At 70.1% G+C, this 23338-nt stretch carries 27 protein-coding genes and 2 pseudogenes; 19 read left to right on the top strand and 10 right to left on the bottom strand.

What is annotated here, in order from left to right:
- Window positions 1–427 precede the first annotated feature (427 nt).
- Complete coding sequence (locus tag BBK82_RS24315) at window positions 428–1057, top strand: class I SAM-dependent methyltransferase (RefSeq protein WP_065917072.1); 630 nt, start codon at window positions 428–430, stop codon at window positions 1055–1057.
- Window positions 1058–1189: 132 nt separating this feature from the next.
- On the opposite strand, the gene BBK82_RS24310 is transcribed toward BBK82_RS24315, so the two are convergent.
- Both BBK82_RS24310 and BBK82_RS24305 read right to left on the bottom strand, forming a co-directional pair.
- Window positions 1190–1408, bottom strand: coding sequence for a hypothetical protein (locus BBK82_RS24310; protein WP_065917071.1), 219 nt, complete (start codon window positions 1406–1408; stop codon window positions 1190–1192).
- A gap of 29 nt (window positions 1409–1437) precedes the next feature.
- A complete protein-coding gene (locus BBK82_RS24305; RefSeq protein WP_065917070.1) occupies window positions 1438–2499 on the bottom strand; it encodes a DNA polymerase IV in 1062 nt (353 codons plus the stop codon).
- A gap of 10 nt (window positions 2500–2509) precedes the next feature.
- On the opposite strand from BBK82_RS24305, the gene BBK82_RS24300 reads away from it, so the two are divergent.
- Entirely contained in the window at window positions 2510–2956 is a 447-nt protein-coding gene (locus BBK82_RS24300) for an NUDIX hydrolase (RefSeq protein WP_237048348.1), read from the top strand.
- Here BBK82_RS24300 and BBK82_RS24295 read toward each other — a convergent pair.
- From BBK82_RS24295 to BBK82_RS24290, 3 genes and pseudogenes are all read right to left on the bottom strand, one after another.
- On the bottom strand, window positions 2943–3707 hold the full coding sequence (locus BBK82_RS24295; RefSeq protein ID WP_418287519.1) for an endonuclease I family protein: 765 nt from the start codon (window positions 3705–3707) through the stop codon (window positions 2943–2945). The two genes, BBK82_RS24300 and BBK82_RS24295, sit on opposite strands and share 14 nt — an antisense overlap.
- A gap of 33 nt (window positions 3708–3740) precedes the next feature.
- Window positions 3741–4085: pseudogene (locus tag BBK82_RS56760) on the bottom strand (DUF6359 domain-containing protein); the annotation flags it as partial.
- Window positions 4086–4156: 71 nt separating this feature from the next.
- Window positions 4157–4672, bottom strand: a complete 516-nt coding sequence (locus tag BBK82_RS24290; RefSeq protein ID WP_065917067.1) for a DinB family protein — start codon at window positions 4670–4672, stop codon at window positions 4157–4159.
- Window positions 4673–4727: 55 nt separating this feature from the next.
- Between BBK82_RS24290 and BBK82_RS24285 the strand changes: the two genes are divergently transcribed.
- From BBK82_RS24285 to BBK82_RS24270, 4 genes are read left to right on the top strand one after another with little or no spacing between them, the layout of a single operon-like run.
- Complete coding sequence (locus BBK82_RS24285) at window positions 4728–5870, top strand: GNAT family N-acetyltransferase (RefSeq protein ID WP_083268120.1); 1143 nt, start codon at window positions 4728–4730, stop codon at window positions 5868–5870.
- A 40-nt stretch (window positions 5871–5910) separates the two neighbouring features.
- Complete coding sequence (locus BBK82_RS24280) at window positions 5911–6576, top strand: YqeB family protein (protein WP_065917065.1); 666 nt, start codon at window positions 5911–5913, stop codon at window positions 6574–6576.
- Window positions 6564–7160 carry a TetR/AcrR family transcriptional regulator gene (locus tag BBK82_RS24275; protein WP_065917064.1) on the top strand — a complete coding sequence of 199 codons (597 nt, stop codon included), beginning with the start codon at window positions 6564–6566 and terminating at the stop codon, window positions 7158–7160. The genes BBK82_RS24280 and BBK82_RS24275 overlap by 13 nt, the downstream gene beginning before the upstream one ends.
- Window positions 7161–7164: 4 nt before the next feature.
- A complete protein-coding gene (locus tag BBK82_RS24270; protein ID WP_065917063.1) occupies window positions 7165–8307 on the top strand; it encodes a cysteine desulfurase-like protein in 1143 nt (380 codons plus the stop codon).
- Window positions 8308–8325: 18 nt separating this feature from the next.
- Here BBK82_RS24270 and BBK82_RS24265 read toward each other — a convergent pair whose 3' ends face one another.
- Entirely contained in the window at window positions 8326–9927 is a 1602-nt protein-coding gene (locus tag BBK82_RS24265) for a hypothetical protein (protein ID WP_065917062.1), read from the bottom strand.
- 99 nt (window positions 9928–10026) lie between these two features.
- Between BBK82_RS24265 and BBK82_RS24260 the strand changes: the two genes are divergently transcribed.
- Together BBK82_RS24260 and BBK82_RS24255 are read left to right on the top strand one after the other, a co-directional pair.
- On the top strand, window positions 10027–10215 hold the full coding sequence (locus BBK82_RS24260) for a hypothetical protein (protein WP_065921313.1): 189 nt from the start codon (window positions 10027–10029) through the stop codon (window positions 10213–10215).
- Window positions 10202–11128 (top strand): YihY/virulence factor BrkB family protein, encoded by a 927-nt coding sequence (locus BBK82_RS24255; RefSeq protein ID WP_065917061.1) that lies wholly within the window; start codon window positions 10202–10204, stop codon window positions 11126–11128. The genes BBK82_RS24260 and BBK82_RS24255 overlap by 14 nt, the downstream gene beginning before the upstream one ends.
- Here the strand turns inward: BBK82_RS24255 and BBK82_RS24250 are convergent.
- Window positions 11099–11479 carry a hypothetical protein gene (locus BBK82_RS24250; protein WP_065917060.1) on the bottom strand — a complete coding sequence of 127 codons (381 nt, stop codon included), beginning with the start codon at window positions 11477–11479 and terminating at the stop codon, window positions 11099–11101. The genes BBK82_RS24255 and BBK82_RS24250 overlap by 30 nt on opposite strands.
- A gap of 180 nt (window positions 11480–11659) precedes the next feature.
- Here BBK82_RS24250 and BBK82_RS24245 point away from each other — a divergent pair, with 180 nt between their 5' ends.
- Complete coding sequence (locus BBK82_RS24245; protein WP_065917059.1) at window positions 11660–12418, top strand: EI24 domain-containing protein; 759 nt, start codon at window positions 11660–11662, stop codon at window positions 12416–12418.
- Window positions 12419–12437: 19 nt separating this feature from the next.
- Here the strand turns inward: BBK82_RS24245 and BBK82_RS24240 are convergent, their stop codons facing one another.
- Both BBK82_RS24240 and BBK82_RS24235 read right to left on the bottom strand, forming a co-directional pair.
- Window positions 12438–14372 (bottom strand): beta-propeller domain-containing protein, encoded by a 1935-nt coding sequence (locus tag BBK82_RS24240; RefSeq protein WP_065917058.1) that lies wholly within the window; start codon window positions 14370–14372, stop codon window positions 12438–12440.
- An 81-nt stretch (window positions 14373–14453) separates the two neighbouring features.
- Window positions 14454–15269, bottom strand: a complete 816-nt coding sequence (locus tag BBK82_RS24235; protein ID WP_065921312.1) for a S1 family peptidase — start codon at window positions 15267–15269, stop codon at window positions 14454–14456.
- Window positions 15270–15437: 168 nt separating this feature from the next.
- Here BBK82_RS24235 and BBK82_RS24230 point away from each other — a divergent pair, with 168 nt between their 5' ends.
- The 3 genes from BBK82_RS24230 (at window position 15438) to BBK82_RS24220 (ending at window position 16835) form a co-directional block, all read left to right on the top strand.
- Complete coding sequence (locus tag BBK82_RS24230; protein ID WP_065917057.1) at window positions 15438–15812, top strand: FKBP-type peptidyl-prolyl cis-trans isomerase; 375 nt, start codon at window positions 15438–15440, stop codon at window positions 15810–15812.
- 148 nt (window positions 15813–15960) lie between these two features.
- The gene (locus tag BBK82_RS24225; RefSeq protein WP_065917056.1) at window positions 15961–16494 is read left to right on the top strand and encodes a YbaB/EbfC family nucleoid-associated protein; all 534 of its coding nucleotides are present in this window, start codon (window positions 15961–15963) and stop codon (window positions 16492–16494) included.
- Window positions 16495–16526: 32 nt separating this feature from the next.
- Window positions 16527–16835, top strand: coding sequence for a type VII secretion target (locus BBK82_RS24220; RefSeq protein ID WP_065917055.1), 309 nt, complete (start codon window positions 16527–16529; stop codon window positions 16833–16835).
- A gap of 121 nt (window positions 16836–16956) precedes the next feature.
- Here BBK82_RS24220 and BBK82_RS51705 read toward each other — a convergent pair whose 3' ends face one another.
- The gene (locus tag BBK82_RS51705; RefSeq protein ID WP_065917054.1) at window positions 16957–17229 is read right to left on the bottom strand and encodes a hypothetical protein; all 273 of its coding nucleotides are present in this window, start codon (window positions 17227–17229) and stop codon (window positions 16957–16959) included.
- Between BBK82_RS51705 and BBK82_RS56755 the strand changes: the two are divergent.
- The 7 genes and pseudogenes from BBK82_RS56755 to BBK82_RS24180 form a co-directional block, all read left to right on the top strand.
- Window positions 17141–17437 (top strand): annotated as a pseudogene (locus tag BBK82_RS56755) (PPE domain-containing protein); the annotation flags it as partial. The gene BBK82_RS51705 and the pseudogene BBK82_RS56755 sit on opposite strands and share 89 nt — an antisense overlap.
- A gap of 1951 nt (window positions 17438–19388) precedes the next feature.
- Complete coding sequence (locus BBK82_RS24205) at window positions 19389–20804, top strand: YwqJ-related putative deaminase (RefSeq protein ID WP_065917052.1); 1416 nt, start codon at window positions 19389–19391, stop codon at window positions 20802–20804.
- A gap of 3 nt (window positions 20805–20807) precedes the next feature.
- A complete protein-coding gene (locus tag BBK82_RS24200; RefSeq protein WP_065917051.1) occupies window positions 20808–21158 on the top strand; it encodes a toxin-antitoxin system YwqK family antitoxin in 351 nt (116 codons plus the stop codon).
- Window positions 21155–21529, top strand: a complete 375-nt coding sequence (locus tag BBK82_RS24195; RefSeq protein ID WP_083268118.1) for a toxin-antitoxin system YwqK family antitoxin — start codon at window positions 21155–21157, stop codon at window positions 21527–21529. Before BBK82_RS24200 ends, BBK82_RS24195 begins: the two co-directional genes overlap by 4 nt.
- A complete protein-coding gene (locus tag BBK82_RS24190) occupies window positions 21510–21869 on the top strand; it encodes a toxin-antitoxin system YwqK family antitoxin (RefSeq protein WP_065917050.1) in 360 nt (119 codons plus the stop codon). The genes BBK82_RS24195 and BBK82_RS24190 overlap by 20 nt, the downstream gene beginning before the upstream one ends.
- Window positions 21870–21984: 115 nt before the next feature.
- Entirely contained in the window at window positions 21985–22194 is a 210-nt protein-coding gene (locus tag BBK82_RS24185; protein ID WP_218920653.1) for an Imm49 family immunity protein, read from the top strand.
- Window positions 22195–22346: 152 nt separating this feature from the next.
- Window positions 22347–23228, top strand: a complete 882-nt coding sequence (locus BBK82_RS24180; protein WP_065917048.1) for a hypothetical protein — start codon at window positions 22347–22349, stop codon at window positions 23226–23228.
- The last annotated feature ends 110 nt before the right edge of the window (window positions 23229–23338 follow it).

Genomic DNA, 23338 nt, shown 5'->3' with positions numbered 1-23338 from the left:
GTCCGGGCTGACGCACGGTCTGGGCTAGCGCACCGGTCCAGGCTCGCGCAACGGTCCGGGTGGGCGCACGGGTCGGGCTGGCGCATCGTCCGGGCTCGCGCACGGGTCGGCCCGAAGTGCAGGCCCTTACGCCGACGCTCAGTGCGCGGGCTGCATGGCTCGCGGCGGAGGCGGGTCGCGAACTCCGTTGGCTCGCACAGCCCGTTCGGCTTCCTCCATCGCGGATCGGCGGGCTCCTCCTTCCATGTGACGGCGGACGTTCACCACCGCGCCGGCCGAGCCGTCCAGCGCCGCCCCCGCGTTTCCTCATCTGCGGGCGATCGAGGTCGTGAAGTCGGGACGAAAAAGGGACGACACCAAGGACGAATCAGGACACGGTTCACCCATTAGGAGTACACAAAGACCGAACCATCCCGAAGATCGAGGCATGAGCAAAGGCCACGACCAGACTGCCACGGCCGCAGAAGCCCAGCAGCTCGAAGCCGACCGCTGGGGCCGCAACGCCGCCGAACGCGCCGAACGCGCCGCCCGCGGAGCCACCATCTCATTGCCCACCTGGCAACAAGCCATCGAGCGGACCCGACTCGGGTCGGGCACGAAAGTGCTCGACCTCGCCCGCGGCAGCGGCGAGTTCTGCCGCCTGGCCACGAACGCGGATGCGGAAGCAACCGGCGTCGACGCGTCGCAGCGGATGATCGAGGTAGCCGAGCAGCAGGCGCCTGAAGCGGAGTTCCGGCTGGGGGCGCTGGGGACGTTGCCGTGGCCGGACGACGAGTTCGACGTCGTCACGGCGTTCAACGCGTTGTTCTTCGCGGAAAACCCGGAGCACGCGTTTGCGGAGATGGTGCGCACGAGCAGGGACTACGTGGTGGTGTGCGAGTGGCATCCGCAGAAGGTGAGCGATCTGCTGGTGGTGGGGCGTGAGGTGCGTGGGCCGCGCACGCGGAGGAACGCACGGCTGCCGGAACCCGACGAACAGTCGACGACCCACATTCCGGTGGAGCACAAAGACGATGGCGTGATGGTGCGCAGCATGATGAGCGTGGGAGCCCATTAGCGCGTCATCGAAAGCGAAGGTGAGAAAGCGACAGCGGAGAAGATCCGGAAAGCGGCGAAACCGTTCCGCACGCCAGACGGCGGCTATCGGTTTGAGAACTACTTCCTGATGCGGATCTTCCGGAAGAACGACTCAGGCGGCGAGCTGGTCGAGGGCGGCGTAGCCGGCTGAGGTCAGGGCGGCGGGGCCGGGGGTGTTGCTGATCAGGCCCGCTGAGGTCAGGCGGCGGCCGATGAACTGGTCGGTGCAGCACAGGCCGTCGACGAGCAGGGCGGTGCCGGTGATCTCGCAGCGGCCGGCGGCGACGGCGCGCAGAACGGAGCGGTCGCGGTGGGTGAGTGTGGCGGTCATCTTCTTCTCCTTGCGGGTAAATCCTCTACTTACTCATACGTCGAAGAAGAAGGAGTCGGTTCGACATCATCGTCGGAGAATTCTGCACGCACCCCCAGAAGACGTACTGGGCGGCCGTGGTCGAAGCGGCCGAGCACGACCAGAGCGGCGTCCGCGAGCTCCGGACCGGAGGACGTCGGCGCAGGTAGTTTCATCGAGCGGACCTTGGTGAAGAACGGCACGAAGCGCACCTTCACGCCGACGCGCACGGCTGGGCGGCCCTCGGTGACCACGTCGAGAGCGACCTGGTGAGCCAGTGCGACGACCTCGCGCCGGATGTCGTCCATCGAGGCGAGATCCTGTTGGAAGGTTTTTTCGTGCGAGCGGGACTTCACGACCCACGGGGTCGCGCTGACCACGGTGTCGCCGGCGCCCTGAGCGACCGAACGGAAGTACGGGCCCATGCGCGGGCCGAAGCGGGCGGCCAGGACGTCGACGTCGGCGGTTGCCAGGTCGGTCACCGTCGCTACGCCCAGTTCGGCCAGCTTGCGGGCGGTTTTGGTGCCGATGCCCCACAGTGCGGAGGTCGGGCGGTGGCCCATCACCTCGACCCAGTTCGCGCGCACCAGCCGGAACACGCCGGCGGGCTTGCCGAAGTCGGTGGCGAGCTTGGCGCGCAGCTTGTTGTCGCCGATGCCGACCGAGCAGTGCAGGCCGGTCGAGGACAGCACCGCGGCCTGCAGCGAGCGGGCCAGGTCGAAGGGGTCGTCGACGGTGGCGCCGACGAACGCCTCGTCCCAGCCCAGCACCTCGACGACGACGGGGAACGAACGCAGCACGGCCATCACATCGGCTGATGCCGCTTCATAGAGCGTGTGGTCGGCGGGCAGGAACACGGCGTCCGGCAGTTTCTTGAACGCCGTTCGCAGCGGCATGCCGGAGTGCACGCCGTACGCGCGCGCTTCGTACGAGGCGGTGGCCACGACGGCGCGTTCGGTCGGGTCGCCGTTGCCGCCCACCACCACGGGCTTGCCACGCAACGACGGATCGCGCAGGACCTCGACCGCCGCGATGAACTGGTCGAGGTCCACGTGCAGGACCCAGTCCGCCATGCTGGACAGTATGAAACGGTCGGCCGGGATCCTGCTCTTCAGACGACACCAGCAGCTCGAGGTGCTCCTCGGGCACATGGGCGGCCCGTTCTGGGCGCGCAAGGACGCCGGTGCGTGGTCCGTGCCGAAGGGCGAGTACACCGAGGACGAGACGCCGGAGGCGGCGGCGCGGCGTGAGTTCGCCGAGGAGCTCGGCTTGGAGGTGCCGGACGGTGAGCTGATCCCGCTCGGCGAGGCCAAGGGCTCCGGCAAGGTCATCACGGTCTGGGCGCTGGAGGGTGACCTCGACCCGGCCCTGGTCACGCCCGGCACGTTCGAGATGGAGTGGCCGCCCAGGTCCGGGCAGAAGAAGACGTTCCCCGAGGTCGACCGGGTGCAGTGGTTCGGCCTGGAGGAGGCGAGCGCGAAGATCGTCTCCGCGCAACGCCCCTTCCTCGAACGGCTCAGCTCCAGATAGCGGCGACCCACTCCGGGTGGTCGATGAACGGGTTGCGGTTGCGCTGGAACTGGTCGTAGATGACCTGGTTGCGCCGCTGTTCGAACGCGTCCGGCGGGTCCTGCTGGTGCCACTGCAGCAGGACCGAGAGCTTGCCGTGGTAGGGCGCGGTGCCGTTGCTGACCGAGTTGTTCATCTCCAGGTTCTGGAAGCCGTCGGTGCCCTCGTAGCGCACGGCCATGTAGAACAGCATGCGCGCGACGTCGCCCTTCACGGCGTTGCGCGGTTCCCACGAGTCGGCGTCGCCGTAGTTGCCGGGTGCCTCGGTGCGGGCGGTGCCGCCGTTGTCGAAGTCCTTGTTGCCGCGGTCGGCGTTGACGGACACGTCCTCCGGCCGCAGGTGGTGGACGTCGGTGCCCGGGCCGGTGGCGGTGCCGAAGTCACCGTGCGACTTGGCCCAGACGTGCTCGCGGTTCCAGTCGTTCGCGTTGCCGCCGTTCGAGGTCTTCGCCTGCGAGCGGCCGCTGTACAGCAGGATCACGTTCGCGGAGTTGTTCGGGTCCTGGTCGGTGACCTTCAGCGCCTCCCAGACCTGGTCGTAGCTGAGCTTGGTCTGGTTGCGGATGATGCCGTGCAGCGCGGTCTTCAACGCCGGACCGGTCTTGCCCGCGGCCGCCGCGTAGTAGTCACCGCTGGGTGGCGGCGATGTCGTGGTCGACGTGGTGGGCGGCGTCGTGGTGCCGACGAACGCGAACGCCGTGGACGACGTCAGACCGGCGTGCGAGAAGTACGCGTTCAGGGAGCCCGTCACGTCGATGCGCTTGCCCAACAACGACGGGTTGGTCTTCAGGCCCCACGCGGCACGGAACGCCGACGAGATCTGCACGTAGACCATGCGGGAGGTGCCGGTCTCGGCCGCGCTGTCCGCCAGCGCGAGCGCGTAGTCGTTCGGGAACCCCGAACGGACGACGGTGGTGGTCGCGGTGGGCTGTCCGACGACGTATCCCCTGACGGTCGCGGATGACCCGTTCTGCTGCGCGATCGCCTGGGTGACGGTCAGCGGTTCGGCCGCGGTCGCGGTGGTCGCCCCGTACAGGCCGACCGCCGCCAACAGACCGATGACTAACGCAAGTGGACTCCACCGTGCCATTCGCACTCCCCGATCGTGTGGATGTTGTGCACACGATCAGGGCACATGGTCAACGGACGGTAAACGCAACGTCACAGCACCGGGACGACCTGACGGCGGAGGTACAGGTCCCGCAGCAACGCGAGCTCCGCGCCGTGGTGGATCACCTCCCGGTTGATGTGCAGCACGAGGTCGAGGAACGGCCAGTCCGGGTACGGCTCGGCCGGCCCGCACGGCCGCATGAGGTCCACCGCCAGCACGCCCTCGTGCCACCGCGCGTAGGCGTCGTCGAGCTGCGCCAGCGCCTCGTCGGCGGTCACGGCGTACTGCCAGGTCAGGTAGTCGGCCGGCGGTCCACCGAAGTGGGACGCCGAGCGCGCGTTGAACACGCCGACGATGATGTGCGCCATCCGCCACGCGATCGTCGTGACCGGCTCGGGCTGCGGCGGCGGGTACCGCCAGTCGATCGAACCGTCCCGGCGGACCGTCCACACGTCCGGCGCGGGCTCCCAGAAGTACTCGTCGTCGGTGAGCCCCTCCAGCCGCGGGCGCAGCTGGTGCTGCCAGTGCCAGTCGAGCTGGTCGGCCAGGTGCCTGTTCCAGTCCATGCCGGCGACGGTAAATCCGTTTGCGGACAACCACCGCCCTGGAAACACTCAGCCGGTGGAAATCCGCACCGCACGCCCCGCAGACGTGGACCAGGTCGAGCAGCTCGTCGTCGCACGCATGGACCCCAGCGACGGCGTCGACGCCCGGCTGTTGATGACCGACCGGGACGCGGGCTGCGACTGGGTCCTGGTCGCCGCCGACGGGGACCGGATCGTCTCCACCGCGGCGTTGATGGACGAGACGCTCACGCTCGCCGGCGTCGACATCCCCGCCGGTCAGGTCGAGCTCGTCGCCACCGACACCGAGTACGAGGGCAGGGGCCTGGTCAGGCAGCTGATGGGCCGGGCGCACGAGATCTCCGCCGACCGCGGCCACCTGGTCCAGGTGATGATCGGCATCCCCTACTTCTACCGCCAGTTCGGCTACTCCTACTCGATCCCGGTCAAGCAGACCCGGCCGCTCGCGACGAAGCCGGACCTCGTCGCGGGGCACGCGCTGCGCAGGGCCACCGAGGCCGACATCCCGCTGCTCGACCGGCTGCACGCCGACGTCCAGCGCGGCGCCGACCTGCGCATGGGCCACACCGAACCGTGCTGGCGCTGGCTGCTGAACCGCACCGGCTCCACCACGTGGGTGGTCGAGCGCGACGGCACCCCGGTCGCCACCGGCCGCGCCACCCCGCCGGAGGAGGGGGACGTCGTGCTCGGCGAGGTCGCGGGCGTGGACGACGACGCGGTGAAGGCCCTGCTGCACCTGGTCGGCCCGGCCGAGGTCGTCGAACGGCTGCCGGTGCTGGAGGAGTTCCTGGAGCCCCGCCGCCCCGGCGTGGAGCAGTACCTGGTGCGCATCCCGGACGTGCCGCGGCTGTTCGAGCACCTGCGCCCGGTCTTCACCGCACGGCTGCGCGGCCGCGAACCCGCCGACGTCCTGCTCGGCTTCTACCGCACGCACGTCCGGTTCCGCTGGGACGGCGCGGAGATCGGCCCGTACGAGTGGGGCGGCGTGCTGCCCGGTCCCGGCGAGCAGGGCGGCGCGGGCATCGCACCCGACCTGCTCGCGCCGCTGCTGTTCGGCGCGCACGGCATGGACGGCCTGCGCCGCTGGCACGCCGACGTCTACCCCGGTCCGGACGACGACCTGATGACCGCGCTGTTCCCGCCGGTCACGAGCGATCTGATGACCTACTACCTGCCGTGAAACCCAGAATAAACCGAGCGCTCGGTCTACTATTGCGCTCATGACGACAGTGCAGGAGACCGCGGCGGTCCGGTACGGCATGTGGGTGCTGTGCCCGGCCGTCGGCGCTGCCGCGGTCTGGGGGCTGAAACTGGCGGCGGCCTGGGTGGCGGGCCTGAGCTGGTTCCCCTTCCAGGGCGTGTTCGAGCTGGTCACCGAGATCCCCGAGCCGTGGGCGAGCATCGGCGCGCCCGTGGTCGGCGCCGGGCTGGGGTTCGTGTTCGCGCTGATCTGGGCCGCGGACATGCTCTCGGTCGAGGTCTCCCACGAACGGGTGGCCCTGAAGAAGGACGACAAGCGCTTCGAGTTCGACCGCGGTGAGGTCGAGTCCGCGTTCACCGAGGGCAAGCAGCTGGTGCTGCTCGGGCCGAACGGCGCCGAGCTGGCCCGCGAGTCCTCGGACCTCAGCGCGCGGAAGCTCGAACAGGCCTTCACCGGCCAGGGCTACCGCTGGCGTGAGGTGGACCCGTTCGCCGACGACTTCCGGCTGTGGGTCGAGCACACGCCGGAGCTGCCGCCGGACGTGAACGGCCTGCTGGCCGCGCGCAAGAAGGCCATCACGAGGTACGAGCACGAGGAGGCCGCCGAGCTGGCGCGGGAGATCCGCAAGCGCGGCGTCTACGTCAAGGACACGAAGAAGAGGCAGTACTACCGGTGCGAACCGTAGATCCCGCGAAGCACGCGCAGAAGAAGCGGCACATCACCGACACCGCGGCGGGCCTCTTCGCCGAGAAGGGCTTCGACCGCACGACCGTCGCGGACATCTGCAGGCGCGCGGGCATCAGCACCGGCAGCCTGTTCCACTACTTCCCCACCAAGCGCGCGATCTTCCAGGAGGTCTTCGAGCAGGACGGCCAGGACAACGCCGAGGTGTTCGCGAAGGCGCGCGCGCTCAGCCCGTGGGACGGCGTCCAGCTCGTGATCGACCACCTCGCCGCACCGGCATTGGACCGCGCGGTCGCGGGCCTGGTGCTGGAGGTCGTCGCCCAGGCGAGCCGCGACCCGGAGCTGTCCGCGCTGATCAGCCGCAACGAGCTGGCGTTGCGCGACGAGCTCGCGGCCCTCCTGCACCAAGCCCACGACGCGGGCCAGATCACACTGCCGGTGAGCGCGCGGACAGCGGCGAGCTGGGTCCAGGGCCTGGTCGACGCCCTGTTCACCCGGATCGTCGACCCGGACTTCGACGCGACCGAACAGGTGACCACCCTCCGGTTGATCCTTTCCCGCTTCCTGGGTGCTGACGCACCATGAGGGCATGGCTTACGACGTCGCCCGAGTCCGCTCCCACTTCCCTGCCCTGCGGGAGGGCGCCGCGCACTTCGACGGCCCCGGCGGGTCGCAGGTGCCGGACGTGGTCGCCGACGCGGTCCGCGAGACGCTGCTGAGCGCGATCGCCAACCGCGGGTCGGTCACCGCCGCCGAACGCCGGGCGGAAGAGGTCGTGCAGACCGCACGGCGCACGATGAGCGAGTTCCTCAACGCGGGCAGCATCGTGTTCGGCCGCAGCATGACCCAGCTGACCTACGACCTGTCCCGCACGCTCGCGAAGAACTGGCGGCCGGGCGACGAGATCATCGTGACGCGGATGGACCACGACGCGAACATCCGGCCGTGGGTGCAGGCGGCCGAGCAGGCGCGGGCCACGGTGCGGTGGGCGCCGTTCGACCGGGCCACCGGTGAGCTGCCGACCGAGGCCGTGACGAACCTGCTGTCGGACCGGACGCGGGTCGTGGCCGTCACGGCCGCGTCGAACCTGCTCGGCACCAGGCCGGACGTCCAGGCCATCGCGAACGCGGCGCACGAGATGGCGGCGTTCGTGTTCGTCGACGGCGTGCACTACACGCCGCACGTGCCGGTCGACGTCGAGGAGCTGGACGCGGACTTCTTCGTGTGCTCGCCGTACAAGTTCCTCGGCCCGCACCTGGGTGTGCTCGCGGCGGCACCGGAGCTGCTGGAGACGCTGCGGCCGGACAAGCTGCTGCCCTCGTCCAACGCCGTGCCGGAGCGGTTCGAGCTCGGCACGCTGCCCTACGAGCTGCTGGCCGGCACGACGGCGGCCGTGGAGTTCATGCGCACGCTCGACGGCCTCGAGGAGCACGAGCTGAAGCTGCGCGACCAGCTGGAGAACGGGCTGCTGGAGCTCGGCGCCCGCACCTACGGCAAGGCCGCGAACCGCACTCCGACGGTGCTGTTCTCGGTCGACGGCCTGGACCCCGCCGAGGTGTACCGCAGGCTCGGTGCCGAGGGGGTGAACGCCCCGGCCGGCCACTTCTACGCGCTGGAGTGCTCCCGGTGGCTCGGCCTCGGTGACAAGGGAGCCGTGCGCGCGGGCATCGGCCCGTACAACGACGAGTCCGATGTGGACCGTCTGCTCAAGGCGGTCGCCAAGCTGCGGTGACGCGACGGCCGGGACGACTCACACGAAGAAGAACAGCCCGATGTAGGCGAGCCCGACGAACAGCGACGCGTTCAGCTTGCGCGTCACGTTCTCGTGCCGGTGGAAGGCGATCAACGCGCGTGAGCGGGCCCACATCACCTTCTCCCCGGCCTCGGGGTCGGGCAGCTGCGGTGTCGTGATCACGTCACCGGCCGGGCCGAACGCGAGCATGAGCTGCGGCCCCGACCGGCGCACGCCGTGCAGCTGCTGCCACGGCACCCGGTAGCTCCAGATGCCGGTGTAGAGCACGACCGCGTTGGGGTCCAGCCGCATCAACGGCTGGAACCTGGTCACCGCCGACACCGCGCACTGCATGCCCAGCAGACCGAGCACGAACCAGTCCGGGTAGTGGTGGAGCCCGACCAACGCGCCGATGGCGGCCAGCGTGAGCATCACGCCCTCGGTGCGCCGGCGGTCACCGGGCCAGATGGCGTGCGGCAGGTCGACCGGCGCGGTCTTCGTGACCGGCTCGCCCGGCAGGTGTGCACTGTGGACGATGTGCCGCGGCCGCACGCGGGTCAGCGTCGTGGTCGCCACCACCTCGCCCTCCACCACGAGCGCGACCTGCCCGCCGTGGTGCAGCTCACCCGCCACGACGAGCTCGGCGGGCTCGTGCTGCACCGGCGGGTCCTCCTCGCCCCGCCAGACCGCGCCGAACTGCTCGGTGTCGTGGTAGAGCGGCTCGTCCAGCCCGAGGTCCGCCAGCAGGGCGACGGTGGCGACGTCCTCCCTGTTGTGCCGCAGCAGGATCCGCCGCACGGTCAGCGGGTGCGCCTGCAGCCGCACCGCCTTGACCGGACCGGTCCACAACGCGCGCCGGCGCCGTTCGCGGGCGGCCAGCATGATCGCGAAGAACACCGCGGCGCCCCCCAGCGTGAGCCACCACGTGACGTCCTCGGGCTCGGTGACCATCCGCACCCAGTCGCCGTCGGCGAGCACCGGCACCTTGTCGCCGACCTGGTAGGTGTCGGCCGCGAGCGGTTCGAACGAGGTCCGCTGGCTGTCCGGCAGCTCCACCCACACCTGGTAGGCGTCCTTGACCTCCACCACCTCGGCGTCGACCCGGCTGGCCTCTGCGACGTGCGCGGCGATCTCGTCGGAGCTCAGGTCGTACTGCACGAACGTCAGGAACCCGAACAGCACGAGCAGCACGGCCACGATCCGCAGCACGCCGCGGTTCGGCGGCATGTCCGGCAACGACACGATCGTCGCGCCCGCCGCCTGGTCCTGGTCGGCGCGCGACCGGAGTGTCCACGCCGCGACGACCGCGCACGCCGCCGCGTGCAGCCCGAACGCGATGTTCGCCGTGGGGTCGCTGTCGAGCGCGAGGTCCATGACGCCGAACAGCACGCCCATGCCGCACCCGGTGAGCACCCGGTTGAACAACAGCAGCAACGGCGTCGCCAGCAGCGGCACCACGGCCAGCGCGAACAACGGGTCGGGCAGGCACGGGTGCGCCGTCGTGCAGGGCGCCTCCCCGGCCGCACCGGCGACGACGAACGCGAACACCCAGCCGCCGACCAGTCCGACCTTGGTCACCCACCACGGAACCGCCGCCGCGTGCCAGCGCTGGACATCCATGCGCGGATCATGGCACGACCGTTGCTCCGATCGGTGTGGTTCGCCAGGGGGCAACTGGGTAACCGCAGGTCGACATCGACCGATGAGGTGGAGGATCACATGCTGGCAATCGCGGCCGCAGTGGCGTTCGGCCTCGCCCTGCTGTTCGACCTCGCGGACATCTCGTTAGGCGAGGCGGTCACCCTGAACACTCTTGTGACGCTCGGCCTGTTGCTGCTCGCGCTGCACCTGGCCGGAGTCGGAACGGGCACCCGCTCGTGGAACTGGCGGCGCCGTGCCCGCAGGTAAGTCACCGAAGAGCCCCGCCAAGCTGTCCAAGGGCGCCTGGTGGGGCGTTCTCAAGCGCACCGTCAAAGAGTTCAACGACGACAACCTGACCGACTGGGCCGCCGCGCTCACCTACTACGCGGTGCTGTCGCTGTTCCCCGGCCTCATCGTGCTGACCTCGCTGCTCGCGCTGATGGGCGAGACGACGACGCAGGAGCTGCTCAAGTACGTCGGCGAGGTCGCGCCCGGTGAAGCCGGTGACCTGATCAAGTCGTCGATCGAGGAGCTGCAGAAGAGCTCGAGTGCCGCCAGCCTGCTCGGGATCATCGGTCTGCTGACCGCGTTCTGGACGGCGTCGGGCTACCTCGGCGCGTTCATGCGCGCGGCCAACGCCGTGTACGACGTCGAAGAGGGCAGGCCGATCTGGAAGACCATCCCGCTGCGGCTGGGCCTCACGCTCGGCTCGGTGGTGCTGATCTCGCTCACCCTCGGCGCGCTGGTGCTGACCGGCGGGGTCGCCGACACCGTGGGCAACTGGATCGGGCTCGGCGACACCGTCGTCACCGTGTGGGACGTGGTGAAGTGGCCGGTCATCCTGCTGCTCGTGAGCCTCGCGTTCGCGGTGCTCTACTGGGCGGCGCCGAACGTGCGGCAGCCGGGCTTCCGCTGGGTCACGCCGGGCAGCCTGCTCGCGATCGTGCTGTGGGCGCTCGCCACCGTCGGTTTCGCGATCTACGTGGCGAACTTCGCGTCCTACAACAAGACGTACGGCTCGCTCGGTGGTGTCATCGTCTTCCTGGTGTGGCTGTGGATCTCCAACATCGCGGTGCTGCTCGGTGCCGAGTTCGACGCGGAGCTGGAGCGCGGCCGGCGCATCGAGGAGGGCGCCGACCCGGAGGAGGCCTCACCCGAGCCGCGTGATCTCCCGGGGTAGCTCGTCCCTGGTCGCCCGCCACTCACCGTCCGGACCGGCCTCGATGCGTTCGGTGCCGTCGTTGGGCACGAGGACCCACAGCTGGTCCTTCGTGGACAACCACACCACGCCGATGCCGTCCGCCCGGTGGCTGGTGGCGTACTCGTAGGACTTGCGGAACACGTCGCCACCGTTGCGGTCGGTCACCCGGACCTCGGTCGGGCTCTCGGCGTGCGCCACGTACTCGCCGCTGGGCGAGGTCTTGGGCGCGCCGGGGCTCGCGAACCGGTCCTGCCGGTCGTCCGCGCACGCCGTCAGCGTCAGCAGCAGAGCCAGGGTCCCCGCGGCGAGGCGCGAAATGCCGTGCGTCATACCGCCAAAGGTAGCCAGCCCGATCGGCCGGGTGGGAGGTTCCGGGGCACGTTTACGACTCTGTGGCCCGACCGGGACCAACCGTTGAGCAACGGCCCCTTGTCTCGAAAAGGTCCCGAAGACCCGTCACTCGTCACGTACCGCGGGTGCGCCGGGTCCGGGCCGACTATCCTCGCGGCCGTGTTCAAGGACTTCGGTGCCGGCTTCCGACTGCTGCTGCAAGGCTTCCGGCTGGTGTTCAGCTCACCCAAGCGCGTGCTGGTCGGAGCGCTGCCCGCGGTGATCACCACGGCGCTGATGATCACCGGCTGGACGTTGCTGTTCACCAACATCGACGCGATCGCGGGGTGGCTGGGCGGCTTCGCCGACTCGTGGAGCGACACCTGGCGCAACGTCGTCCAGGTCGCCATCGGGATTTCGGTGGTCGCGGTGACGCTCGGGTTGAGCGTGCTGCTGTTCACCGCGATCACGCTGATGATCGGCGGCCCGTTCTACGAGTACATCGCCGAGGAGGTCGAGGACGAGCTCGGCGGTGTGCCGGAGGCGGAGCAGGTCGGGTTCTGGCGCGGGCTCCTGGTGGGCCTGCGCGGTACGTTGCTGCTGGTCGGCACCTCGATCCTGTTCGCCGTTCCGCTGTTCCTCGGCGGGTTCATCCCGGTCGTCGGGCAGACCGTGATCCCGGTGCTGGCCGTGTGCATCAACGGCTACCTGCTGGGCATCGAGCTCACCGGCATCCCGTTCACCCGCCGCGGCCGGACGTTCAAGCAGCGCCGCCAGGCCCTCGCCACCCGCCGCTCGCTGGTGCTCGGCTTCGCCGTGCCCGCCTACCTGCTGTGCCTGGTCCCGCTGGCCGCGCTGGTCGTGATCCCGGCGGCGATGGCGGGCGGGACCGTGCTGTCGCACCGGCTGCTGTCCGGTGAACGGGCGGTGCGGGTCTAACGCACCGCCGCGCTGTCACCTAGAACGGCAGCCAGGCCTGCTGCGTGAGCCCGTTGCGCGCGGTGATCTGCACGCCTGCCGCGGACACCGACCACAGCTGGTCGCCGATCACGATGGTGCGCCGCGCCCCGCCGTAGGTCTGCGACTGCGGTTCGGTGATGCGGCCGGTCTCGCGCAGCTGGTTGCCGTCGACCTTGAGCACCACGGAGGTGGCGTTCGGGTTCGTCTTGTACTCGGTCACCGGGATCACCAGCGTGCCGTCCTGCGGCCAGAACAGGAACGCGTGCGGGTCGAACTGCGCCTCGGAGCTGGAGCCCGGCAGGTGGAACTGCGAGAGCCGTTGCGGTGACGCGGGGTTGCCGATGTCGAACAACGACACCTGGGTGCCGGTCGTGCGGCCCTGCTCGGTCGCTTCCTGGCCGACGCCGATCAGCTTTCCGTCGCCGGCGGGGTGCAGGTAGGCGGAGAAGCCGGTGATCTTCAGCTCGCCGGTGACCCTGGGCTGCCCGGGATCGCTGAGGTCCAGCGTGTAGAGCGGGTCGGTCTGGCGGAACGTGACGACATAGCCCATCCGGCCGATGAACCGGACGCTGTAGATGCGCTCGCCCTTGCCGAGGCCGTCGACGCGACCGACCTGGGCAAGCCTGTTGCCGTCGCGGCGCAGGGTGGTGACGGCGCTCTCGGTGAGCGGAAGTTGCTCCTGGGCAACGTCTCCCCGGCGCCAGCAGCACGGCGTCATGGTGCCCGTGGTGGTCGCGACGCGCAGGACGCCCTCGTGCTCGGACAGCGAGTACTGGTTGAGCAGCGTGCCGGCGACGTCACCGGACGCGACGTGCTTCGGCGGGCCGGCCTGGCTGATGTCGAACTGGTGGACCGCCGTGGTGACCGGGCGTTGCACGCGCGGCCTGCCGGGGATCTCCGGAAGCAGGCGGTGGTCGTCGGCGACGTAGAGGTTGCGGTCGGTGCCGTAGACGGTGTCGCCGTCGGCCACGATCGAGACCGGCTGGCCGGTGCCGAGCTGACCGGAGAGCTCGAAGGTGAGCACGGTCAGCATCGACGAGGCCGCGTGCGAGGCAGGGCGGCTCACGTTCGCGCAGTCGACCAGGGTGCCGCTGGTCTTCGCGCCGTTCTCGGCGAGCTCGTAGCGGGGCAGCCAGGACGTGACCGGCTCGCTCTGCAGGATCTCCCTGTTGCGCCGCAACGCTCCCGCGTCGTTGGTCGTCTGGTCCGGGTAGACCCACGGCAGGCGTGGCAACGAGCGGACGACGACGCGGGCGGTGCCGCCGACCTGCCGGGCGTCGAGGTAGAAGCCGTCGGTCTTGAGGCTGCCGATCTCCTTGAGCGCCTTGAGGTCGACCAGGACGATCTCGCTGCCGGGCATCCCGGGGTAGGGGCGGTCGCCGGGCGCGAAGCCGGGATCCATGATCGGGATCTGGCTCTGCACAACGAGAAGAGCCCGGTCGCCGGACACCAGGAGCTGGCTCGCGTGCCGGTCGCCGAGGTCGAGCGTGCCGGTGATCGAGCGGCCGGCGACGTCGAGGACGCGCAGCTTGCCGTCGGTGATGGAGACGACGCGTTTTCCGTCCGTCTTCACGAGATCGGGCTCGTCGACGCCCTGCTCGTGGACGTTCGTCGTGGAGTGGCCCTGTTGCTCGGCCGGCGGCGTGGCCGCCTTGGGCATCGTGTCGCGCTGGGCGACACCGGCCGAGTCCGCGGCCATGCCCTCGGCTGTCGCGAAGGCCGTCCTGCCACCCAGGCCGTACGCGGTGACGTACGGGGCCATGGCGGTGCGCAGTTCCTTCACCGCGTTGTCGCAGGAGTCGAACGCGACCAGCCGCACCGGGCCGGAGTCGACGATCGGGGGCGCGAAGCTTTCGTCTCGCACGGCGGAGCTCACACAGACCCCGGCGACGGCCACCACGGCGGCGCCGGCCAACAGCTTTCTGCCGTTCATGCCATCAGGACGGAACGAGGGCCGGAAAGGGTTGCTCCGCCGTTGCAGCAACCCTTTCCGACGTCTTTCCTCGTGGCGTGGCTAGGAGCTGATCTGCTGCTGGATCTGCGTGGCGTAGGCGGAGACGCGGGCGTAGACACCGGGGTAGCCGGCCGCGGCGCAGCCCTCACCCCACGACGTGACGCCGATCAGCTTGCCGCCGGCCACCAGCGGGCCACCGGAGTCGCCCTGGCAGGTGTCCGTGCCGCCCTGCGCGTAGCCGGCGCACACCATGTGCGTGGCGTTGAAGTCGCTGCCGTACGAGCTGCCGCAGCTGGAGTTGCTGGTCAGCGGCACGGTGGCGCGCAGCAGGTAGCGCGAGGCCGAGCCGCCGCTGGAGGTGGTGCCCCAGCCGAGGATGGTCGAGCTGGTGCCTGCCGCGTACAGCGCGGAGTCGGCGGAGGTGGCGAACGGGATCGGGGTGTAGGAGAGGTTGCGGTCGAGGGTGAGCACCGAGACGTCGTAGCCACGGGTCACGTCGCGGTAGCTGGGGTGGATCCAGATGCGCGTGACGCGGGCGACGGTGCCCGCGGTGGAGTTCTTGTCGTCGCGGCCGGCCACCACGCGGACCGCCGAGGCCGAGTCGCCCACGGTGCAGTGCGCCGCCGTGACGACCTTGTTGGGTGCCACCAACGTGCCGCCGCAGTACTGGAAGCCGCTGCTGGTGGCCAGGTAGACGACGTAGGGGTGCGTGGACGTGCTGGCGCGCGTGCCGCCGACGATCTGCGCGCCGACCTCGCCGTCGGTCGCAGGAGGGGTCGGAGCCGCTTGCGCCACGCTGACCGCCGCCATCGGCAGCGTCGCCGCCACCAGTGCCGCGCCCAGCCATGACCTGAGGCGGTGCAGGGTTGCCGCCATGATCATCTCCTTGTTCGGTTGTGCTCCCGGTGCAGGGCCGGGAGTGGTTCAAGGATCGGCAGCGCTTTCCGAGACGGGCAAGGGCCGGTCCGCGTAGGCCATTCGGCCGCGCACCACCGCGCGTGATTGGATCGACCGCGAACAACCCCGTTCCGAGAGGAAGTTGTGATGGCCCCCACGAAACCCGAGGTCGACCCGCACGACGGGCCGGCACCGGCCGACCTGCTCATCCAGGACATCACCGTCGGCGACGGCGAGGAGGCCACGCCCGGTCAGCGCGTCGTCGTGCACTACGTCGGCGTCTCGCACTCGACGGGTGAGCAGTTCGACGCGTCCTGGGACCGCGGCGAGCCGTTCATGTTCCCGCTCGGTGGCGGTCGCGTCATCCAGGGCTGGGACCAGGGCGTCGCCGGCATGAAGGTCGGTGGCCGCCGCAAGCTGGTCATCCCGCCGCACCTGGGTTACGGCTCGCGTGGTGCCGGTGGCGTGATCAAGCCCAACGAGACGCTGATCTTCGTCGTCGACCTGATCCAGGTCGGCTGACCCGCGTTCAGGTTCCAGTGGCGTTCCGCTGCTCCACTCAGTGGAACGCCACTGGTCCTCGCAGCCGATTTGCCACGCCGGTGGAACTGGATCGCCACCGGCTGCGTCATCCTTTGAGTCCGCCGTCGCAGCAGGGGGAGGAAGTACGGTGCCCGAGGACATCGCCGGTTCCGAGCGCATGCTCGGGAACTGGGAGAAGAGCGTCCAGGAACGTGCCGCGCGCTATCAGGAGATGGCGACGCGCGTGCAGGGGATGACGATCTCCGAGCGGTCCTCCGACGGTGCCGTCGAGCTCACCATCGGCTCCAACGGGATCCTGCAGCACCTGGTGATCAACGAGTCCGCCGCCGGCCGGCGCATGGCCGAGGTCAGCGGCGAGATCATGAAGCTGCTGCAGCGCGCGCAGTCCCGCATCCCCGAGCTGCTGCAGGCGGCGATGGCGGAGACGATCGGCACGCAGGACGAGACCGCGAACGTCCTGTTCAGCGAGGCCAAGAAGAACTTCCCGGCACCACCTCCCGAAGACCCGCCGCCGGCGTCGCACAACCGCAGCAACGAGCTGAACTTCCGGGTGGAGGACGACGGACCGCCGTCCCGTCCCACGCCACCGCCTCCGCCGCCGCGCCGCCGTCCTCCGTCCGACGACGATGACGACTTCGGCGGGCAGTCCGTTCTCTCCTGATCTTGTCCGCTGCTCGAACTTGAGGGGGTTCGATGACTGCCGGTGGTTTCAACGTCACGTCCGACGTGCTGGAGGCCCACGCGAAAGCCTTGCAGGGCCTGCAGGGCCGGTTGCAGGGCGCCGTCGACGCGGCGAACACCGTGTCGATGCCGACCGACGCGTACGGCATCATCTGCCAGCCGTTCCGGATGCTGCTCGACCCCGTTGAGCAGTGGGGCATGGACGCGCTGAAGGGCGTGGCCGAGGCGATGGACGCGACCGCCAAGCGCATCGACGAGACCGGGAAGCACTACCAGGCCGTCGAGGACTCCATCGTCCAGACGCTCCAGGGTGGCGCCTGATGTCGTCACCGAACCCCTTGGTGGCGCAAGCTCCTGCTGAACCGTCCGGCTTCTTCAACCAGGGCACCGGCGACAACGGCTGGGCGACCGGCATCTCGATCGCCGAGTCCGCGATGGACGCCTACAACGGCATCTCCGAGGGCAACTGGATCGAGGGCGGCCTCGGCGTGCTCGGCCTCGCCGCCGACGCCGCGTCGATGGCCATCGACCCGTTCGGCACCCTGCTGTCCTCCGCGGCCTCGTTCCTGATGGAACACATGCAGCCGCTGAAGGAGGCCCTCGACTGGCTGGCCGGCGACCCGCCGGTGATCGAGTCGTACTCGACGACGTGGAAGAACGTCTCGACCGAGCTCGGCAACGTCGCCAACGAGTACAAGTCGTCCGTGGACGGCACCTCGGCGTGGACCGGCCCGGCCGCCGACGCCTACCGCGCTGCCGCGGGTGGTCAGCTGGACGCGTTGTCCGGCGCCGCGTCCGCCGCGGGTTCCGTGGGGACCGTCGTCGGCGTGATGGGCATGGTCGTCGCCTTCGTGCGGGAGATGGTCCGCGACCTGATCGCCGACCTGGTCGCGAAGCTGATCACGTGGGTGCTGGAGGCCGTGTTCACCCTGGGCTTCGGCACGCCGGTGATCGTGGCACAGGCCGTGACCGCGATCTCGAAGTGGGCCACCCGCATCGGTGAGCTCATCCAGAAGCTCATCTCGACCATCAAGAAGGTCTCGCCGCTGCTGGGCAAGCTCGTCGAGATCTTCACGAAGATCATGAAGGTCGTCGGGAAGCTGGTCGGCAAGGTGACCGGGCTCGACGTGATCTCGACGAAGTCCATCAAGCCGGGTGGCCTGTTCCACAGCACGAACTCCCCCGACCTGACCCCGTCGGGCTCGCCGTCTTCGTCCACTCCGGACTCGTCGCCATCTTCACCTTCCTCCCCGTCTTCACCCTCTTCACCTTCGTCTCCTTCTTCGCCGTCCTCGCCTTCGGCGCCGGACGCCACGCCGTCGTCACCTTCTCCCGCCCCGGACGGCCCTTCGCGCGCGCCCGACAGCTCCTCGCCGTCGTCTTCGGCCCCGAGCCCGTCCCGCGCTCCCGACGCACCGTCCACTCCGGACGCCCCGTCGTCCCGCCCGACCTCCACCCCGGACAGCTCCTCCAACTCGCCGTCCGGCCCAAGCTCCTCGTCCGGCCCAGGCTCCCCTTCGGGTCCCGGCTCTCCCTCGGGTCCCGGCTCCCCTTCGGCCCCGTCCTCCACTCCGGACGCTCCGGCCACCCCGCGCAACACCGGCCAAACCACCCAGTCCTCGGTCGCACCCCCCGAAGCCCCACCGCGCGCAGACGTCCCGCAGGCCCCACAGCCCCCGCGCACCCCGGACACCTCCCCGTCGACCCCGCCCCAAGCGGCCCCGACAGGCGGCGCCCCGAACACCCCGGCAACACCCGTCCTCCCCGCCTCCACCCGCCCGGCACCGGAGGCCAGGGCTGGACCGGCACCCCGGCTCCCTGCCTCGCCATCCGCCCCGCCTCACCGTCCACCCCGGCACCCCGCCGAGCCCTCGCACCCCGGACTCGTCGACCTCAGCCTCCCGCGCCGACGCCGCACCCCGCCCGTCGATGCCGCCGCCCCCTTCAACGCCGTCGACGCCTTCGCCCTCATCGACCCCTTCAACGCCGTCGATGCCTTCGTCCCCATCGGGCGGCATGCCTTCGTCCCCGTCGGGCGGCATGCCCCACGCCCCGTCGACCGGCACCCCGCACACCCCGTCCGCGGCCACCCCGTCAACCGGTGCTCCGCACTCCCCGTCGGCAGGCACCCCGAACCCCCGCCCCGACGCAACTCCCCAGCCGCGCCACGGCCCGTCCGCCGCGCCTCCCACACCTCGCGGCCCCTCCACCCTTCGGCACCCCGATGGGCGGAGCCCGCACTCCCCTTCCCCAGCACTCCGCACACCGGCCCCAACGCACCTCACAGCGGCCCAACGCCCGTCGTCCCGCCCGGACGCCCACACGGCGGCCCAAGCTCCTCGCGTCCTGACGCGCCGACCCGCCCGGACGCCCCAACCGTCCGACGCCGGCCGCGCCCGGACACCTCGCCCCGCACGGACTCCCGACCGGCCACCCGTCCAACGGCCCGTCCCGTCCGGACGCCCCCAACCGCCCGGACGCCCGCACCGCCCGACAGCCCCTCCCGCCCAGACGGCACCGGCCCGGCACCGTCCCGAGAGCCCCTCCCGTCCCGACGGCACCAGGCCCGACGGCACCCGTCCCGACGGCACGCGTCCGCACACCCCGGACACTTCTCGCTCCCGTGGCACCGACACCGCCGCACCCCCGCACCACTCCCCCGACGCGCCCGGCACCCACCCGGACTCCCCGCGCCACCCCGACGCCGACACGCCCCACCACGGCTCGGACGCCGACAAGCCCCACGACCCCGACCGACCGCACGACAGCGACCCCTCCACGCACGACCCCGACCGCCCCTCCCCCGAGGAGGCGCACAACCGGCACGTCGAAACCACCCCGGCCGGCGTCTCCCACCACGGCGGCGACCCGGACATGGGCGACCTCCCCCACCGCGTGCCGAACGACCCGCGCTACTTCACCGCGGACGTCCACGTCACCCCGGACGGCAGGGCCCGCGTCGGCGGCCACCACTACACCCCCGCCGAGTACGCGGACATGTTGCGCCGCAGCGGCTACGACGGCAGCAAGCCCGTTCGCCTGATCGGCTGCGACGCCGGCAGCAACGACTTCGCCAAGCAGCTCTCCAAGCACCTCGACGCCCCGGTCCTCGCCCCCACCAAGCCGGCCTGGACCGACGCCAACGGCCGCGTCTTCACCAGCGACGCCGAGATCCGCCCCGACGGCACCCGCCAGCCGAAGATCCCGCCGAACGGCGAGTGGGAGACCCACCACCCGGACGGTTCGAAGACCAAGACCGGCGACGACGGCTACGCCCCGGACAGCGACCGCCACACCGACGGCACGGACACCGACGGCGCCAAGGACCGCGGCACGGACGACACCGACTCGACCGCCAACGACAACGGGACCACCAGGGACGGCGAGGACGCGGACGAGTCGCCCAAGGCTCCCTCGGCGAGTGACCAACCGGTCGACCACCCGAAGCACTTGCCGGATCCCGCGGTGGACCCCGGGCCGGCGCCTGACGTCCGCGATCCCGACTTCGACCAGGACAGGTCCCGCGGGTCGCTCGTCGAGGAGATCGACCCGAACGACACGAGCCGGGTCACGTTGAAGGACGGGCTCATCCACACCGTCGACGGCAAGCCGGTCAAGGAGTACATCCAGGACCTCTCCCGGCAACGCGCGGAGTACCACGCCGCCAACAAGCTGCCCGGTGACGGCCCGTGTTCCGCGGTCGCCATGGACCTCAAGACCGGCAAGATCACCGAGGGCGTCAACGGCGGCACCACGGACCTCATCGACCCGGAGAACGTGCACCCGCTGCTGCGCGAGAACTACAAGGGCATGGGTGACTGGCAGCACCCGGTCATGAAGAACGACACCGACATGCAGCAGAAGCCGGTGCTGGGCGAGAACGGGAAGGCCCTCAAGGACGCCGACGGCAAGGTGGTCACCGAGCCGTGGATCATGCAGGGACAGGCCCACCACGACGAGCCGCTGCGCCACGCCGAGGTCAAGGCGGTCAACGAGTTGTTGTGGGCGCGCCAGCGGGAGTTCGACGCGCAGTGGAAGGCAGAGCACGGTCCCGGCTCCGTGCCTCCCGCTCTCGGCCGGGAAGCGTTGCAGGAAATGCGCTTCGACCCGCGCTGGACGCAGGACATGATGCAGAAGAAGGTCGTGACGGCACCCGTCGGCAGCGACGCGCCTGCGTGTGCCAACTGCAACACGCTTCTGCGGGATGTGCCCAGTTACACTGGCCGCATTCAATATTCGCCCTTCGACCACAGGTCCAAGGGAAGTTTCATACCTCCAGCGACGGAATGACCCATGCGCATCGACAGCACAGAGTCGTACGTGGACGAGACCACGCGCGTCCATCACGATGGTGAGCTCTTCGACGGGGAGGTGGAGACCAAAGACGCCGACGGCAACGTCATCGGACTCGTCACCTACTGGCAGGGAATTCCGCACGGCCCGCAGGTTCTCTGGTACCCCGACGGGCAGAAGCGCCAAGAGGGTGTGAACAACGCCGGCCTCGCCGTGGGTGAGTGGCAGAAATGGCATCCGAACGGTCAACTCGCCGAGTGGCGGACGTTCGACGCCCAGGGTCAGCCGGTCGCACGCAAGCGCTGGGACAGGGACGGCAACCCGACTGAGGACAAGACGTTCGGGCGGTGATCGACGCCGTGCGCGTCAATCGGCACCAGACCGTCGAGACGCCGGCCGCCATCCTCTTGCACAACGGTGAGCCGTTCACCGGCGAACTCGAGGACACCGACACCGGAGGTCGCACGATTGCGCTCACGTCGTACGTGAACGGCCTCGAACACGGCCCCCAAACCGAGTGGTACCCGACCGGCGAGAAGCACGTCGAAGGCCGGTGCGACCAAGGCTGCGCGGTCGGCGAATGGCGCGAATGGCACCGCAACGGCAAACTCGCCGAGCAAAGCCTGTTCAACAAGTTCGGCGAGTTGGTCGAACTGCGGCGGTGGGACGAGAACGGCGTCCTCGTGGAGGAGAGACTGTCCGGTGTCACCCGAGGACTCTGAGCTCCGCGTGCGGGTGGAGGACACCGAAGACAGGGCTGAGGGCGTTTTCCACCAGGGGACCCCGTTCACCGGCGAGGTGGTCGAGGTCGGCGAGGACGGCAACCTGCTCTCGCTGTACACGTACTACGCCGGCACGCAGGACGGCCCGTACGCCGAGTGGTACTCCCCAGACCGCCCGTTCAGGACGGGCACCATGCGTTTCGGCCTGCTGATCGGCGTACACCGGCAGTGGCACCCCAACGGGCAGGTCGCGCTCGAAACCGAGTTCGACGCGCAGAGCCGCCAGCTCTACCGCCGGGAATGGGACGACCAGGGCAACCTGATCTACGAACACACCTGAACATGCGATCAGCGCCAGGTCCTGTTCGGACGGATCGGTGCGGGCCGACCGACACCAGACCGTCGATGTCCCGGCGGGCGTCGTCACCAGAGCACCGAAGTCCTGGGGAATGCGCATGTACCAACGCACCGTCGACCTCACCCTGCACCAGCGGTACTGGACCGAGTCGGCCGACCGCGCCGCCGACCCCGACGGGGTCGTCGCGCTGGCGCCGCTCGCCCTCGCCTGCTTCGCGCAGGACGCCGGGCTCAAGATCCGGGTGCGCTCCGACTACCTGCCCGGCACGTTGCTGGGCGGCGGCCGGGTGGGTGAGGTGACCACCTGAGCGCAACCACCCTGAGTAGCACGGGCGGGAACCCCAGGTAGATCAACAGCCTCAGACCAGTGTGAACGGGCCGGAGTCACCGACCGGCCCGCACGCGTGACGGCAGCCCGATAAGATCAGCGCGGTTTGACGGGGAGAGGGGCGAGGAGCACATGGGCCAGCCAGCGACACCGCTGAGCGAGCAGGAACAGCAGCAGCTCGTGCGGCAGATCGGCCGTGCCATGCTGCCGGCGATGCCGCAGGGCTGGCAGCGCATCCATGCCGAGTACCGCGCGGCGGGACGGCACATCGAGGTCGACCTGGCGTTCGCCGGGCCCGACGGGCAGCTGCGGCCGGTGCGGCCGCCGATGGACGTGGTGCAGCTCTTCGGCCAGCTGCGCGGTGGGATGTACCAGCCCGACCGCGGCACGTGGCTGAGCGCGAAGTACGAGATCGAGGCGCCGGCGGCGTTCACGGTCGACTTCAACGCCGAGGACGAGCCGCGCTGGCGCAACACACCGCCGCCGATCGGGTTCCGCGACGAGCTGCAGACGTTCCCGCGACCGGACCGCCTCATCCCGGACTGGTGGCGTCAGCGCATCGGCCTGCCGCCGCTGCCCCAGCAGGAGCCGGAGCCCCAGCAGGAGTTCCAGGTCCCGCCGCAGCAGCCGGAGCAGCAGCAGTCGGCCGACCTGCGCACGGCCCGCGTGTACGACGGCAAGAACGACGACGGCCGCATCGTGGTGAACCGCCAGCCGGTCGACCCGCAGCTGGTCGACAACCTGCTCACCTACCTCGAGACCGCGCCGGTCGTGCTGGCCGCGCGCAGCTTCGACGTGGACGAGTTCTCCGCGAACGGCGAGCAGGACGTGCCGCTCAACTTCCGCACCGACGGCACCTGGATCTGGGCCGGCGCGGTACCGCACTACCTGCGCAAGTACGGCCTGCCGCCGGAGCCGGAGCTGGTCGCGCACGCGGTCGCGCGCGGGTTCCAGATCGGCGAGGTGAGCGAGGCGCAGCAGGACCGCGCTGTCTCGCTGATCACCGGCCAGTAGCACCGGACGTCACGACGGGGCTCGGCTACCGGCCGGGCCCCGTTCGCATGTGCATCCCGACGCCGTCTCCCACAGCGCACCGACACAAACTGTCGGTGCCGCCTGAGACG

Source organism: Lentzea guizhouensis, from assembly GCF_001701025.1.
Taxonomy (GTDB): Bacteria; Actinomycetota; Actinomycetes; order Mycobacteriales; family Pseudonocardiaceae; genus Lentzea; species Lentzea guizhouensis.
This window is presented reverse-complemented; position numbering and strand designations above follow the sequence as displayed.